Genomic DNA, 13958 nt, shown 5'->3' on the forward strand with positions numbered 1-13958 from the left:
GGCTACCGGCCCCTTGTGGTGGGGGGTGAGGTGCCACCGGCGCCACGCGGAGTCCGCTCCGTGTGGCGCCGGTGTCCGTGCCGCCGGTGGTTAGGTCCGCAGATGCCGGGGTACGGAATCGGGCACCATCACTACGGAGGTGACCCCATGGTGGTACGGATCGCCCAGTGCACGCTCGACGTCGAGGACCTGGACCTGATGGTCTCGTTCTGGTCCGCGGCGCTCGGCTACGAGGTCGAGAAGGGCGACGACGGCAGCGCGATGCTCCGGCCGCCGGGGCAGCCGTCCGCCGCCGCGCCCACCGTGTGGTTGCAGGGCTCGGGCACCGCCAAGCGGGGCAAGAACCGGCTGCACCTCGACCTGGTCGCGGACACCGACCCCCAGTCCGAGGTACGGCGGCTGCTGAGCCTCGGTGCGCAGCAGGTCGACGTCGGGCAGACCGGAGCCGAACACTTCACTGTGCTCGCCGACCCCGAGGGCAACGAGTTCTGCGTGCTGGACCGCGCGCCGACCCGCTGACGTCTCACTTCGCGGTGAGCAACGCCGCGATCCGGGTGAAGCCGGCGCGTACCTCTGCCTCGTCCGGCGGTTCGGCGGGCTCACCGTGGCCGGCCTCGTCGGCTGCCGCGTCCAACTCCTCGTCGATCACGTCCTCGAAGTCCCCGTACAGGTCGGCCCCCTCCACCTGGCGGGCCTCGTCCTCGGCGGCAACCTGCGCGGCGGCGATCTCGCTGCGGATCTCGTCGGCGGACAGCGCCGGCAGCAACGGCTCCACCACGGCCATCAACTGCTCCTCGGCCACCACCGCCTCGGCCAGGGCCAACGCGTGCGGTCGCTCGTACGGCCCGCAGACCACCGGCTCCCACTCGTCGAGATCACCGAGCGGACCGAAAGTGATGATCCATGGCAGGCCGAGGAGCGGTGAGTCCGCCGGCAGGTCCAGTGTCATGAGTGCGCCCACTGGCTCATCATGGTCCGCGAACGCGAGCGGCGACGCCGTTCTGCTCAGTTATCGCCCGTCCGACGGTCGATCGGCGGCCGGTCAGCCGGGGCGGACCGCGTCCAGTGCGGCGCGGACCAGGGCGAGCGCGGTGGCCGGCGGTACGCCGAGCCGGGCCGCCTCCGCCGCGTAGCCGGCCGCCGCCCGCTGCAACCGGTCGACGGCGTCGTCCCGCCCGGGGGCGACGAAGGTCCCGTTGCGCCCCCGGGTCTCCAGCAGCCCGGCCGCCTCCAGCTCCCGATAGGCGCGGGCCACCGTGTTCGCGGCCAACCGCAGGTCGGCGGCGAGCTGCCGCACGGTGGGCAGTCGGCTGCCCACCGGCAACCGGCCGTCGCCGATCAGCTCGGCGAGCTGCACGCGCACCTGTTCGTACGGGGGCACCGACGAGTCCGGGTCGACCGAGATCAGCACCTGCGCGCCTTCCGTCATCAGCCCGCACCGCCCGGCGTACCGGGGTCGATGCCCTCGTCGACATCCTTCGGTGGGGCGGGGGTTTCCGCCAGGTCCACCACTCGGCCGTTGTTGCTGGTCGCCAGGAGCGCCGCACCGAACAGCACCAACTGGTTGAGCAGGTAGAGGTAGAGCAGCAGACCGACGGCGCCGGCCACCACGGTGTACGCCGGGTTCCGCTCGGTCCGCACCACGTAGTACCGCCCGACGGTGTTCAGCAGCGTGATGCCGATCGCCACCAGCACCACCACCGGGCGCAGCCGGGAGCGGCTCATCCGCAGCCGGGGCACGGCCAGCAGCAACGCGGTGGCGAGCACGGTGTTGACCAGCACGCTGAGCACCGCGCTGATGGTGGTCAGACCCACCGAACCGGTGCTGCGCAGCAGGAAACGCAGCAGCGACTCCAACGCGTCCACCGCCGCTACCGAGACGCCGAGCAGCACGAAGACGCCGATCATCACGCCCAGGTCGACGAGCCGCCGCACCACCAGATTGCCCGGCTGCTGGTTAAGCGAGTACATCAACCGCTGCGAGGACCGGATGGCCTCGACCCAACCGATTCCGGTGAAGACCAGGATGACCAGGCCGACCACACCGACGGTGCCGCTGGAGTTGGCGATCTGCTCGGCGTCCAGGAACGGCAGATTCTCCTTGAGGAAGTCGGCCGCCGCCGCGCTGACCTCGTCGTTGTCCTCCAGGATCGCCCCGAAGATGGAGAACGCGACCAGGGCGAGGGCGAACACGGCGAAGAAGCCGTAGTAGGCGATGGCGGCGGCCAACCGGCCGGCGAGCACCTCGCCGTACAGCACGCCGGCCCGCCACACATGATCGAAGAGCCCCGACCGGTGGCGCGCGGCGCTCACCCAGCGGTCGATGCCCGCCTCGATCCGGCCGATCACGTTCACGCGATCATCCTCGCCGATCTCCCACCGCTGTAGTGGCAACCGGCTCCCGATGCTCGCCGGCCGGCGCGTCGCCGGTGCTTCAGGTGCTGGCGGTTCGGTTGCCGGCGCTTCAGTTGCCGAGGCAGAAGTCCCGACGCGGCTGCCACCTGGCCTGCCCGCTGTGCGAGAAGAGGGTGAACCCGTCGACCTCGAACATCGCGGAGAAGTCGGCCAGATCCTCGTACACCTTGTCCAGGGCCTCCGGTGCCACGTCCTGAGCCACTGTGACGTGCGGATGGTACGGGAACCGGAGCTCGCGGTGCAGGCCCGGCGCCGCGGCGATGGCCGCGGCCAGCAGCTCGCACTCACTGATCCCGGCGGCCACCGCGACGAACACCACCTGGGTGACCGGACGGAACGTGCCGGTGCCCCGCAGGTGCAGCGTGAACGGCAGGTGCGCGGCGGCGACGGCGGCCAGGTGCCGCTCGACCGCCGGCAGGTTGGCCGTCCGGATCTCGGTGGGCCCGAGCAACGTCACGTGCGCGGGCACCGCCAGCGGATCACCGGCCTCGACCCGCCGCCTGGTGAGCAGGGCACCCCACGGCTCGGGGATGTCCACCGCGATGCCGATCTGGATGGTGTCGCCGGTCGGCGGCATCCCGCCACTGCGATCCACGCTTCGCGCCGCCCCTCCGACCACCGAGCCGTCCACCTGTACCGCGGAGCTACTCGCCGCGCACGGGCGGGAAGAACCCGACCCGCTCGTACGCGGACCGCAGGGTCGTCGCGGCCACCGCACGGGCCTTCTCCGCGCCGGCCGCGAGCAGCTTGTCCAACTGCGCCGGATCGTCAAGGTAGGCGCGGGTGCGCTCCTGGATCGGCCGGACGAAGTCCGTCACCACCTCGGCCAGCTCCTTCTTCAGATCGCCGTAGCCACGGCCCGCGTACGCGGCCACCAGCTCGTCGATGCTGCGGCCGCTGAGCGCCGAGTAGATGGTCAACAGGTTGGACACACCCGGCTTGGTCTCGGCGTCGAAGACGATCTCCCGACCGGTGTCGGTCACCGCCGAACGGATCTTCTTCGCGGACCGGGCCGGATCGTCGAGAAGGTCGATGATGCCGGCCGGCGAGGACGACGACTTCGACATCTTCGCGGTCGGGTCCTGCAGGTCGGTGATCTTGGCAGTGTCCTTGACGATGTGCGGCGCGGGCACCGTGAAAGTCGCGCCGAACAGCGAGTTGAAGCGCTGGGCCAGATCCCGGGAGAGCTCCAGGTGCTGGCGCTGGTCCTCGCCGACCGGGACCGCGTTGGCCTGGTAGAGCAGGATGTCGGCGGCCTGGAGGACCGGATAGGTGAACAGCCCGACGCTGGCCCGCTCGTTGCCCTGCTTCTGCGACTTGTCCTTGAACTGGGTCATCCGGCTGGCCTCGCCGAAGCCGGTGATGCAGCCGAGCACCCAGGCCAGCTGCGGGTGCTCGGGCACCTGCGACTGGACGAACAGGGTGCTGCGTTCCGGGTCGAGCCCGACCGCGAAGAGCTGGGCCGCGGCCACCCGGGTCCGCTGGCGCAGCACCGCCGGATCGTGCCCCGCGGTGATGGCGTGCAGGTCCACCACGCAGTAGAACGCGTCGTGGGTGTCCTGTAGCGCCACCCAGTGCCGCACCGCGCCGAGATAGTTGCCGAGGTGGAACGAGTCGGCTGTCGGCTGGATGCCGGAGAAGACGCGGGGCCGGGCGGGAACGTCGGACATGGCGATAATTCTGTCAGCAAGCAACCCGGTCCGTCATGACGGGCCGGCGGGTCGGCTCCGGCCCGCCGGTGCCGGGGTGCTGACCTCGCGTGGTTCGCCCGCGCCCACCCGGCGCGTCGGCCCGACCGCGACCCGGCGGTGCTGCCCCGCCATCGCCTCCCGGGCAGGCTCGGGGCCGCCCGCCGAGGCCGACTCGGAGTCGTACTGGCGGCGCCGCCCGGTGCCCGGCTCGGTGCTCTGCTCGCGGCCCGGCTCGGTGCTCTGCTCGCGGTGCTGCTCGGTGCGGGCGGCGGAGACGGCGAGTCGGGCCACCCGGCGGCCGTCCAACGTGAGCACCCGCAGCAGCCAGCCGGCCGGCAGCTCGGCCGGATCGGACGCGCCGACCTCGGCGGGCTCACCCGGCACCGGCACCTCGTCGCCGGTCACCGGGAGCCGGCCCAGCGCGGCCATGACGAACCCGCCCACTGTCTCGTACGGTCCGGCGGGTAGTGCCACCCCGGTGCGCTCGGCGAAGTCAGCGAGGTTGAGGCGGCCGTCCACCACGGCGGGCAGGCCGGCGTGCACCGGGTCCGGGGTGGCGTCGTACTCGTCGTGGATCTCGCCGATCAACTCCTCGATGAGGTCCTCCAGGGTGACGATCCCGGCCGTGCCGCCGTACTCGTCGACCACCACCGCGAGGTGCTGACCCTCCCGGCGCATCTCGGTCAGCGCGGCGAGCACCCGTTTGCTGCCCGGGAGCCGCTTCACCTCCCGGGCCAACTCGCCGACGGTGAGGCACGGGTCGGCGTCCGGGCGCAGCAGCACGTCACGGAGGTGCACGAAGCCGACCACGTCGTCGTGCGTGCCGTCGGTGACCGGGTAACGGGTGTGCGTTTCGGCGCGGACCAGTCGGGCGGCTTCGACGATGGTCAGCCGCGCCGGGAGGAAGACCACCTCGGTGCGCGGCATCATCACCTCGCGGATCAGACTGGCACCGGCCACCAGGACCTCGTCGATGATCCGTCGCTCGTCCGGGTCGAGCACCGTGTTCGCCGCGACCAGGTCCCGCAGATCGGCCTCGGAGATGTGCTCCCGGCCGGCCGTCGGACCGGTCCCGAGCAGATCGGTGACGAGTCGGGTGGCGCCATCCGCAGCGCGAACCAGCACCCGGGCGACGGCCCGGGCGAGCGGGCCAGGGTCGCGGCGGGGGTGTGCCCGCGCGTGTCGCTGGAGCCCCGTACGGGCCGCTTCCCGCATGACAGAGATGGTAGACACCGTGGGCCCACCGCACCGGGGATCACGCGGAGCGGCGGACAGATGTTCGGCTCTGTTTAATCGTGAGAGATTATGATGGAATGGGGTTGACGGTGGCGACGGCGAGAGCGCCGGCCACCGCCCTAGTGTGATCACCGAAGGGCCACGTTCCGGGCGGGCCAGGCAGGAGGCAACGACGTGAAACTGCTCGTCACGGGGGGCGCCGGCTTCATCGGGAGCGTGGTGACCCGGATGCTGCTGGACGCGGGTCACCAGGTGGTCATCCTGGATGACCTGCGCACCGGCCACCGCGAGGCCCTCGCCCCGGACGCCACCCACGTGGAGGCGTCCATCCACGACGCCGCCCAGGTCATCACCGCGGACGCCGGGTTCGACGGAGTGCTGCACTTCGCCGCCCTGATCGCCGCCGGTGAGTCGATGGTCAAGCCGGAGCTGTACTGGCACAACAACACCATCGGCACGCTCGCCCTGATCGACGCGGTCCGGGCCGCCGGGGTGCCCCGGATGGTCTTCTCCTCCACCGCCGCCGTCTACGGCAACCCCACCGAGCTGCCCATCACCGAAAACGCGGTCAAGGCACCCACCAACACGTACGGCGCCACCAAACTCGCCGTCGACATGGCACTCACCTCCGAGGCGATCGCGCACGGGCTGGCCGCCGTGTCGCTGCGCTACTTCAACGTGGCCGGCGCCCACCTCGACGGCGACATCACGCTGGGCGAGCGGCACGACCCGGAGACGCACCTGATCCCGATCGCGCTGGACGTCGCCGCCGGCCGGCGGGAAAAGCTCCAGCTCTTCGGGGACGACTACCCCACAGTGGACGGCACCTGCGTCCGCGACTACATCCACGTCGCCGACCTGGCCCGCGCGCATCTGCTGGCGCTGGACGCGGCCACCGGCGGTCAGCACCGCATCTACAACCTGGGCAACGGCAACGGCTTCACCAACCGCCAGGTCGTCGACGTGGTCCGCGAGGTCACCGGGCACCAACTGCCCGTCGAGGTCGCGCCGCGCCGCGAGGGCGACCCGGCCGAGTTGGTCGCGTCGTCCGCGCTGGCCCGCGACGAGCTGGGCTGGGTGCCGCAGAAGCCGACCCTGCACGACATGGTCGGGGATGCCTGGGCGTTCTACCGCACGCACATCCTGGGGCAGTCATGACCCATCCGAGCGGTGATGTCGCCGAGCGGGCTGCGGCCGGTTTCTCCGCGCAGTTCGGTGCCGAGGCTGCCGGCCGCTGGGCGGCCCCTGGGCGGGTCAACCTGATCGGTGAGCACACCGACTACAACGAAGGCTTCGTGCTGCCGTTCGCGCTGCCGATGCGCACCGTCGTCGCGGCCGACCGGCAGGACGGGGAGCACTGGACGGCCTGGTCCGAGCTCTCCGGCGAGGCGATCACCTTCGGCGCGGACGACGTCGCCGAGCCGGGGCGGGTCACCGGCTGGGGCGCGTACGTCGCGGGTGTGGTCTGGGCGCTGCGCGAGGCCGGTCACCCGGTGCCGGGTGCTCGGCTGGCGATCGCTTCCGACGTGCCGCTGGGCGCCGGGCTCTCCTCCTCGGCCGCGCTGGAATCGGCCGTGCTGGCTGCCCTGCTCGACCTCGGCGAGCTGAAGCTCGCCCCGGAACTGCAACCTCGGTTGGCGCAGCGGGCGGAGAACGTCTACGTGGGTGCGCCCACGGGGATCATGGACCAGTCCGCGGCCATCCGTTGCCGCGCTGGGCACGCACTCTTCCTGGACTGTCGCGACGAGTCGGTCGAGCACATCCCGTTCGACCTGGACGCCGACGGGCTGGCCGTGCTGGTCATCGACAGCCGCGCACCGCACCGCCACGCCGACGGGGAGTACGCGGCCCGCCGCCGCTCCTGCGAGGCCGGGGCCAGTGCGCTCGGTGTCACCGCCCTGCGGGACGTGGGCGTCGACCAGCTCGACGCCGCAATGGCGCGGCTCGACGACGAGGAGACCCGGCGACGGGTCCGGCACGTGGTGACCGAGGACCAGCGCGTACTGGACACGGTGGCACTGCTCCGCGCCGCCCGGGTCCGCGACATCGGCCCGCTGCTGACAGCCTCCCACGTCTCGATGCGCGACGACTTCGAGATCACCGTGCCGGAGATCGACACCGCGGTCGAGGCAGCGTTGGCGGCAGGTGCGCTCGGTGCCCGGATGACCGGCGGCGGCTTCGGCGGCTGCGTGCTCGCGCTGATCGAGGCCGACCGTGCCGACGCGGTAGCAACCGCTGTGACCGACGCGTACGCGCAACGAGGTTTCACCGCCCCCGGCACCGTGACGGTCCTCCCCTCCCCCGGCGCGACCCGCCTGCCCTAACCCACCCCACCCCACCCCACCCCGCACCCCCGCTCCACCCACCGCCCACCTCCGCTCCAGCCGGTGATCAAGAGGTTTGCGTCAATTCGAGCCCGAATCCTGACGCAAACCTCTTGATCACCCGCCGCAGGCAGGGGGCAGGCGGGAGGCGGGGATGGAGATCGTGCTTGTTCATGGAAATAGTGGCCTCGCCCAATGGGCGAGGCCACTATTTCCTGGATCGAGCGCGATCTTGCGGGCGTGCGAGCCTGCGGCGGGCGCGGGCGGCCAGCGCGCGGGCAGGGGACGGCGGGCGGGCCGGTGGGTTGGGGTTAGTTGGCTTCGACGATCATGGCGGCGCCTACCGTGCGGTTGGTCGCCTCGTCGATGATGACGAAGCCGCCGGTGGTGCGGTTACGGCGGTACTCGTCGGCCAGCAGCGGCACCGTCGTGCGCAGTCGCACCCGGCCGATCTCGTTGAGCCGTAGTTCGTCGGCGGACTCGTCACGGTGCAGGGAGTTGATGTCCAGCCGATAGTGCAGCCCGCGCACGATCGCCCGTGCCGACCGGGTGGTGTGCTTGATCGCGTACCGGGCGCCGACCCGCAGCGGGGCCGTCTCGTCCATCCAGCAGACCATCGCCTCGATGTCCTGGGCCACCGCCGGCGCGTTGTTCGGCCGGCAGATCAGGTCACCCCGCGAGATGTCGATCTCGTCGGCCAGTCGTACCGTCACGGACATGGGCGGGAACGCCTCCGGGACCGGCCCGTCGGCGGTCTCCACGGCGGCGATCCGGCTGGTGAAGCCGGAGGGCAGCACCATCACCTCGTCACCCGGCTTCAGCACGCCGGAGGCGACCTGGCCGGCGTAGCCGCGGTAGTCGGTGACGGTGGTGGACTGCGGACGGATGACGTACTGCACCGGGAACCGGACGTCGACCAGGTTGCGGTCGCTGGCGATGTGCACCCGCTCCAGGTGGTGCAGCAGCGACGGGCCCTCGTACCAGGGCATGTTGTCCGACCGGGTGACGATGTTGTCGCCGCGCAACGCGGAGACCGGCACCACGGTCAGGTCCGGTACGTCGAGCTTCGCCGCGAACGCGGTGAACTCGTCGGCGATCCGCTCGTAGACCTCCTGCGACCAGTCGACCAGGTCCATCTTGTTGACACAGAGGACCAGGTGCGGCACCCGCAGCAGGGAGCAGAGGAACGCGTGCCGGCGGGACTGCTCGACGAGACCCTTGCGCGCGTCCACCAGGATCAACGCCAGGTCCGCGGTCGACGCTCCGGTGACCATGTTGCGGGTGTACTGGATGTGGCCGGGGGTGTCGGCGATGATGAACTTGCGCCGGGGGGTGGCGAAGTACCGGTACGCCACGTCGATGGTGATGCCCTGCTCCCGCTCGGCACGCAGACCGTCGGTGAGCAACGCCAGGTTGGTGTATTCGTCACCGCGGGCCGCGCTGACCGCCTCCACGGCGGCCAACTGGTCGGTGAAGAGCGACTTGGTGTCGTAGAGCAGCCGCCCGATCAGGGTCGACTTCCCGTCGTCCACGCTGCCGGCGGTGGCGAACCGCAGCAGGTCCATCGCCCGCGCCTCGGGGGCCGGGGCCACGATCTCGGTGCTCATCAGAAGTAGCCCTCCCGCTTGCGGTCCTCCATGGCGGCCTCACTGACCCGGTCGTCACCACGGGTGGCGCCGCGCTCGGTGATCCGGGTGGCCGCCACCTCCTCGATGACCTTCTCCACGGTGTCCGCGTCGGAACGGACCGCGGCGGTGCAGGAGGCGTCGCCGACGGTGCGGTAGCGCACCTGCGCCTTGAACCGCTCCTCACCCGCGCGGGGGCGGAAGAACTCGTTGACGGCGTAGAACATGCCGTCCCGCTCGATCACCTCGCGCTCGTGCGCGTAGTAGATCGACGGCAGCGGGATGCGCTCCCGGGCGATGTAGTGCCAGACGTCCAGCTCGGTCCAGTTGGACAGCGGGAAGACCCGGATCGACTCGCCCGGATGGTGCCGGCCGTTGTACAGCGACCACAGCTCCGGCCGCTGGTTCTTCGGGTCCCACTGACCGAACTCGTCGCGGAAGCTGAACACCCGCTCCTTCGCCCGGGCCTTCTCCTCGTCCCGGCGGGCGCCACCGAACAGCGCGTCGAAGCGGTGCTTCTCCACCGCGTCCAGCAGCACCGGTGTCTGGATCCGGTTGCGCATGCCGTCACCGGACTCCCGGACCATGCCGCTGGCCAGGGCCTCCGGCACGCTCGCCACCACGAGTTGCAACCCCAGCTCGGCGACCCGTTGGTCGCGGTATTCCAGGACCTCGGGGAAGTTGTGCCCGGTGTCGACGTGCATGACCGGGAAGGGGACGTTGGCCGGGGCGAACGCCTTCTGCGCGAGCCGCAGCATGACGATCGAGTCCTTGCCACCGGAGAAGAGCATCACCGGGCGTTCCATCTCGGCGACCACCTCGCGCATCACGAAGATGCTCTCCGCTTCCAAGGCGTCCAGGTGGGAGACCTGGTACGCCGCGGGGGTGGTCATGACACCGGCTCGATTCGCTCGCTCATCCGATTTCCAGACCTTTCCGGTCGGGCATGTCAAGAAAGTTCGCTCAGGCTACCCGGAATGTTTCTGCAGCGCTGCAAGCAACCGGGTGGCGAGATCCTTGCGGCAGACCAGGAGGTCGGGCAGCCGCGGATCCGCCTCGTTGTATTTCAGCGCAGAACCGTCGATCCGGGAAGCGTGCAGTCCGGTGGCCGTCGCCACAGCGATCGGGGCCGCCGAGTCCCACTCGTACTGCCCACCTGCGTGGATGTACGCATCCACCTCGCCGGTGACCACGGCGGCGATTTTCGCTCCGGCCGAGCCCATCGGCACCAGGTGTGCCCCGACGTCCTCGGCCAGATCGGTCAGGAAGACCGGCGGCCGGCTCCGGCTCGCGGCCAGGCGGATCTTCCGCTCGCCGGCCGTCGCCGCCTCCACGGTCATCGGCGGGTACGCCGGCGGGTAGTCGGTGCCCAGCACCCGGTGCTGCGCCGGCAACCCCACCGCCCCGGCGACCAGCCCGTGCGGGCTCGGCGCGTTGCGCGCCCAGAGCGCCACGTGCACCGCCCAGTCCGAGCGGCCCTCCTCGGAGAACTCCCGGGTGCCGTCCAACGGGTCGACGATCCACACCCGGTCCGCGTTCAACCGCGACACCGCTCCGGTGTTCACCTCCGCGGCCCAGGCCAATCGCGACCCCTCGTCCTCCTCGGAGAGCACCGCGTCACCCGGACGCCACTTCGCCAACTCCGTGCGGATCAGGTCGTGCGACACCTTGTCCCCGGCCGACTTCAGCGCGCCGGCGTCGGCGAAACCCATCTCCGTGCGCAGGTCGAGCAGCGCCTGCCCGGCCCGGGACGCCAACCATCGGGCGAACGCGCCATCGATCATCGGAGGACTGCTCATCTGTCCGCTCCCGTCGCCTCGCCGCGCTGCCCGCACGGGCCGATCCGCCGCGACTCGCGTCGCCGGTCGCGGCACGCTGAAAGGCGCAGACTACCGGCCCGCCGTTTCCGATTCGGGTACGCCCCGCCCGGCTCAGCCGCCGTGGTAGAGGTTCTGGGTCGGCTCCACGCCCTTGGTGATCACCGACTCCACCACGTCGGCGGCCCGGTCCACCAGGAAATCCAGCTCCTTGCGCTCGGCCGCGCCAAAATCCGACAGCACGTAATCCGCCGGATCCTGCCGCCCCGGCGGTCGGCCAACGCCGAACCGCACCCGGGTGTAGTCCTTGGTCCCCAACGACTTCGACATCGAACGCAGGCCGTTGTGCCCGCCCTCGCCGCCGCCGAACTTGACCCGCACCTGGCCGAAGCCGATGTCCAGCTCGTCATGCACCGCGATCACCTGCGCGGCCGGCACCTTGTAGAACTGTGCCAACGCCGCGACCGGCCCGCCGGAGAGGTTCATGTACGTCAGTGGCTTGACGAGCACCAGCTTCGGCCCACCGAACCCCAGCCGCGCCTCGGCCACCTCGGCCACCGCCCGCTTGTGCCGGCCGAAACGCGCACCCACCCGCCCGGCCAGCAGCTCGGCCACCATGAACCCGACGTTGTGCCGGTTGCCGGCGTACTCCCGACCCGGGTTGCCCAGGCCGACCACCAGCCACGGCCCCGCCTCGTCCGTCACGACCAGTCCCTTCCGACGCCCATCCCACCGACTCCCGATATGCCGACAGGCGCCCCCGATCATCCGGGGACGCCTGTCGCACAGTACGAACCGATCAGGCCTCGGTGCGCGCCTCGGTCGTCTCGGCGCCCTCGGCCGGGGCGGCGTCCGCGCCCTCGGAGCCCTCGGTGGTCTCGCCGACCTCGGCCTCGGCCTCGTCGGTGGCAGCCTCGACCTCGGGCAGCGTCGCCTCGAGCTGCTCGGCGGTCGGGGCAGCGGTCACCGACGCGACGGTCAGCTCCGAGTCGACGGCCAGCTCGACGCCGGCCGGCAGCTCGACATCGCCGGCGGTCACCAGGGTGCCCGCCTCCAGGCCCTCGATCGACGCCTCGAGGTGGTCCGGAACCTTGGTGGCGTCCGCGGTCACCGAGAGGGTGTCGTGGTCGTGCACGATCAGGGTGTCCCGGGCGGCCTCGCCGGTCAGCTGGACCGGGACCTCGACGGTGACCTTCTCGCCCCGGCGGACCAGGATCAGGTCGACGTGCTCGAAGGTGTCGCGGATCGGGTCACGCTGGATCGCCTTCGGCAGCGCCAGCACCTGGGTGCCGTCGGCGATGTCGATCGCGAAGAGCTGGTTGGCACCGCCCTTGCGGATCGCGGCGGCGAACTCCCGCGATGGCAGCGCGATGTGCTTGGGCTTCTCGCCGTGGCCGTACAGCACGGCGGGCACCTTGCCGGCCCGGCGGGTACGGCGGGCACCACCCTTGCCGAACTCGGTACGGGGCTCGGCGCTGATCTTTACCTCGGACACGGGGAAACTCCTGATGCTTTTCGCTGCGGCGGCTTGTCGTCTAACGGTGCTGGGGCGAGGGGCTCGCTGGGGCTCATGCGTCATGAACGACTGCCCGGAGCACCGCGTCGATGACGGTGCCTCCGTGCGGCGCTTTTCAGCGGCCCGCCGGGCACCCTCGCCGTGGCAACCGCACCAGTCTACCCGAGCTGTTTCCAGGGTTTCCGGCAGTCCCCGATCACGGCTCAAGACCGGCGCGTCGGTGGTGCTCCCACCAGCGTGCCGGCCCCGTTTCCACCAGTTTGCCAGCCCCGTCCCCGCCAGCGTGTCGAGTGGCGGAAACGGGGCTCAGGCTCAGCTCAGGCCACCGAAGAGAGTGGTCACCGAGCCGTCGTCGAAGACCTCGCGGATCGCCCGCGCCAGCAGCGGCGCGATCGACAGCACGGTGAGCTTGTCCAGCTGCTTCTCCGGCGGGAGCGGCAGGGTGTTCGTCACCACGATCTCGCTGATCGAGCTGTTCTTCAGCCGCTCGGTGGCCGGGTCGGACAGCAGCGCGTGGGTGGACGCGACCACGATCTCCGCCGCGCCCGACTCCTTGAGGATGTCGGCGGCCTTGGCGATGGTGCCCCCGGTGTCGATCATGTCGTCGACGATCAGGCAGACCCGGCCCTCCACCTCGCCGACCACCCGGTTCGCCACGACCTGGTTCGGCTTCATCGGGTCACGGGTCTTGTGGATGAACGCCAGCGGGCAGCCGCCCAACCGGTCGGTCCACCGCTCGGCCACCCGCACCCGGCCCGAATCCGGTGCCACCACGGTCATCGGCCGGCCGGCGTACTTGTGCTCCACGTACTCGGCCAGGATGTCCATCGCGAAGAGGTGGTCCACCGGGCCGTCGAAGAAGCCCTGGATCTGCGCGGTGTGCAGGTCGACGGTGAGGATGCGGTTCGCGCCGGCGGTCTTGAGCAGGTCCGCCACCAGGCGGGCCGAGATCGGCTCCCGACCACGGTGCTTCTTGTCCTGGCGGGCGTACGGGTAGAACGGCAGCACCACGGTGATCCGCTTGGCCGACCCCCGCTTCAGCGCGTCCACCATGATCAGGGTCTCCATGACCCAGGTGTTCACCCCGTGCGTGACGGACTGCACCACGAAGGCGTCCGAACCACGTACCGAGTCCTTGAACCGTACGAAGAGCTCACCGTTGGCGAACTCGTACGCGTCGGCCGGCGTCGGCGCGACGCCGAGCACCTCGCCGATCTCCTTGGCCAACTCCGGAAAGCCACGTCCGGAAAAGAGCATCAGGCTTTTGCGGTTTTCGGCGACGATGCTGCCCATGGGCCCGTCTGCTCCCGTTATGTCGGCGGTACCCGACCCGG

Annotated in this window: 14 protein-coding genes and 1 pseudogene; 3 read left to right on the plus strand and 12 right to left on the minus strand. The window is 70.8% G+C overall.

Going from position 1 to position 13958, the window contains the following annotated elements; all coding sequences use genetic code 11:
- Window positions 1–147 precede the first annotated feature (147 nt).
- Entirely contained in the window at window positions 148–519 is a 372-nt protein-coding gene (locus GA0070561_RS03015; protein ID WP_091394590.1) for a VOC family protein, read from the plus strand.
- Window positions 520–523: 4 nt separating this feature from the next.
- Here the strand turns inward: GA0070561_RS03015 and GA0070561_RS03020 are convergent, their stop codons facing one another.
- The 6 genes and pseudogenes from GA0070561_RS03020 to GA0070561_RS03045 form a co-directional block, all read right to left on the minus strand.
- Window positions 524–961 (minus strand): hypothetical protein, encoded by a 438-nt coding sequence (locus tag GA0070561_RS03020; RefSeq protein WP_091394593.1) that lies wholly within the window; start codon window positions 959–961, stop codon window positions 524–526.
- Window positions 962–1042: 81 nt separating this feature from the next.
- Window positions 1043–1429, minus strand: a complete 387-nt coding sequence (locus GA0070561_RS03025) for a GntR family transcriptional regulator (protein WP_091394595.1) — start codon at window positions 1427–1429, stop codon at window positions 1043–1045.
- Window positions 1429–2355 (minus strand): YihY/virulence factor BrkB family protein, encoded by a 927-nt coding sequence (locus tag GA0070561_RS03030; RefSeq protein ID WP_091394598.1) that lies wholly within the window; start codon window positions 2353–2355, stop codon window positions 1429–1431. Before GA0070561_RS03030 ends, GA0070561_RS03025 begins: the two co-directional genes overlap by 1 nt.
- Window positions 2356–2464: 109 nt before the next feature.
- Window positions 2465–2992, minus strand: coding sequence for a 2'-5' RNA ligase family protein (locus tag GA0070561_RS03035; protein ID WP_091394601.1), 528 nt, complete (start codon window positions 2990–2992; stop codon window positions 2465–2467).
- 67 nt (window positions 2993–3059) lie between these two features.
- Window positions 3060–4085, minus strand: a complete 1026-nt coding sequence (trpS, locus tag GA0070561_RS03040) for a tryptophan--tRNA ligase (RefSeq protein WP_091394605.1) — start codon at window positions 4083–4085, stop codon at window positions 3060–3062.
- A 225-nt stretch (window positions 4086–4310) separates the two neighbouring features.
- A pseudogene (locus GA0070561_RS03045) lies at window positions 4311–5321 on the minus strand (hemolysin family protein); the annotation flags it as partial.
- A 195-nt stretch (window positions 5322–5516) separates the two neighbouring features.
- Between GA0070561_RS03045 and galE the strand changes: the two are divergent.
- Together galE and galK are read left to right on the plus strand one after the other, a co-directional pair.
- Window positions 5517–6500 carry a UDP-glucose 4-epimerase GalE gene (gene galE / locus GA0070561_RS03050; protein ID WP_091394608.1) on the plus strand — a complete coding sequence of 328 codons (984 nt, stop codon included), beginning with the start codon at window positions 5517–5519 and terminating at the stop codon, window positions 6498–6500.
- The gene (gene galK, locus GA0070561_RS03055; RefSeq protein WP_091394611.1) at window positions 6497–7666 is read left to right on the plus strand and encodes a galactokinase; all 1170 of its coding nucleotides are present in this window, start codon (window positions 6497–6499) and stop codon (window positions 7664–7666) included. Before galE ends, galK begins: the two co-directional genes overlap by 4 nt.
- A 311-nt stretch (window positions 7667–7977) precedes the next feature.
- Here the strand turns inward: galK and GA0070561_RS03060 are convergent, their stop codons facing one another.
- From GA0070561_RS03060 to GA0070561_RS03085, 6 genes are all read right to left on the minus strand, one after another.
- On the minus strand, window positions 7978–9273 hold the full coding sequence (locus GA0070561_RS03060) for a sulfate adenylyltransferase subunit 1 (RefSeq protein ID WP_091394614.1): 1296 nt from the start codon (window positions 9271–9273) through the stop codon (window positions 7978–7980).
- On the minus strand, window positions 9273–10184 hold the full coding sequence (gene cysD, locus GA0070561_RS03065; protein WP_091394617.1) for a sulfate adenylyltransferase subunit CysD: 912 nt from the start codon (window positions 10182–10184) through the stop codon (window positions 9273–9275). Before cysD ends, GA0070561_RS03060 begins: the two co-directional genes overlap by 1 nt.
- Before the next feature lie 75 nt (window positions 10185–10259).
- On the minus strand, window positions 10260–11090 hold the full coding sequence (locus GA0070561_RS03070) for a 3'(2'),5'-bisphosphate nucleotidase CysQ (RefSeq protein ID WP_091394622.1): 831 nt from the start codon (window positions 11088–11090) through the stop codon (window positions 10260–10262).
- 132 nt (window positions 11091–11222) lie between these two features.
- Window positions 11223–11813, minus strand: coding sequence for an aminoacyl-tRNA hydrolase (pth, locus tag GA0070561_RS03075; protein ID WP_091394626.1), 591 nt, complete (start codon window positions 11811–11813; stop codon window positions 11223–11225).
- 94 nt (window positions 11814–11907) lie between these two features.
- A complete protein-coding gene (locus GA0070561_RS03080; RefSeq protein ID WP_091394629.1) occupies window positions 11908–12603 on the minus strand; it encodes a 50S ribosomal protein L25/general stress protein Ctc in 696 nt (231 codons plus the stop codon).
- A gap of 333 nt (window positions 12604–12936) precedes the next feature.
- A complete protein-coding gene (locus tag GA0070561_RS03085; RefSeq protein WP_091394633.1) occupies window positions 12937–13917 on the minus strand; it encodes a ribose-phosphate diphosphokinase in 981 nt (326 codons plus the stop codon).
- Window positions 13918–13958: the final 41 nt, after the last annotated feature.

This window comes from Micromonospora saelicesensis, assembly GCF_900091575.1.
Classification (GTDB): domain Bacteria; phylum Actinomycetota; class Actinomycetes; order Mycobacteriales; family Micromonosporaceae; genus Micromonospora; species Micromonospora saelicesensis.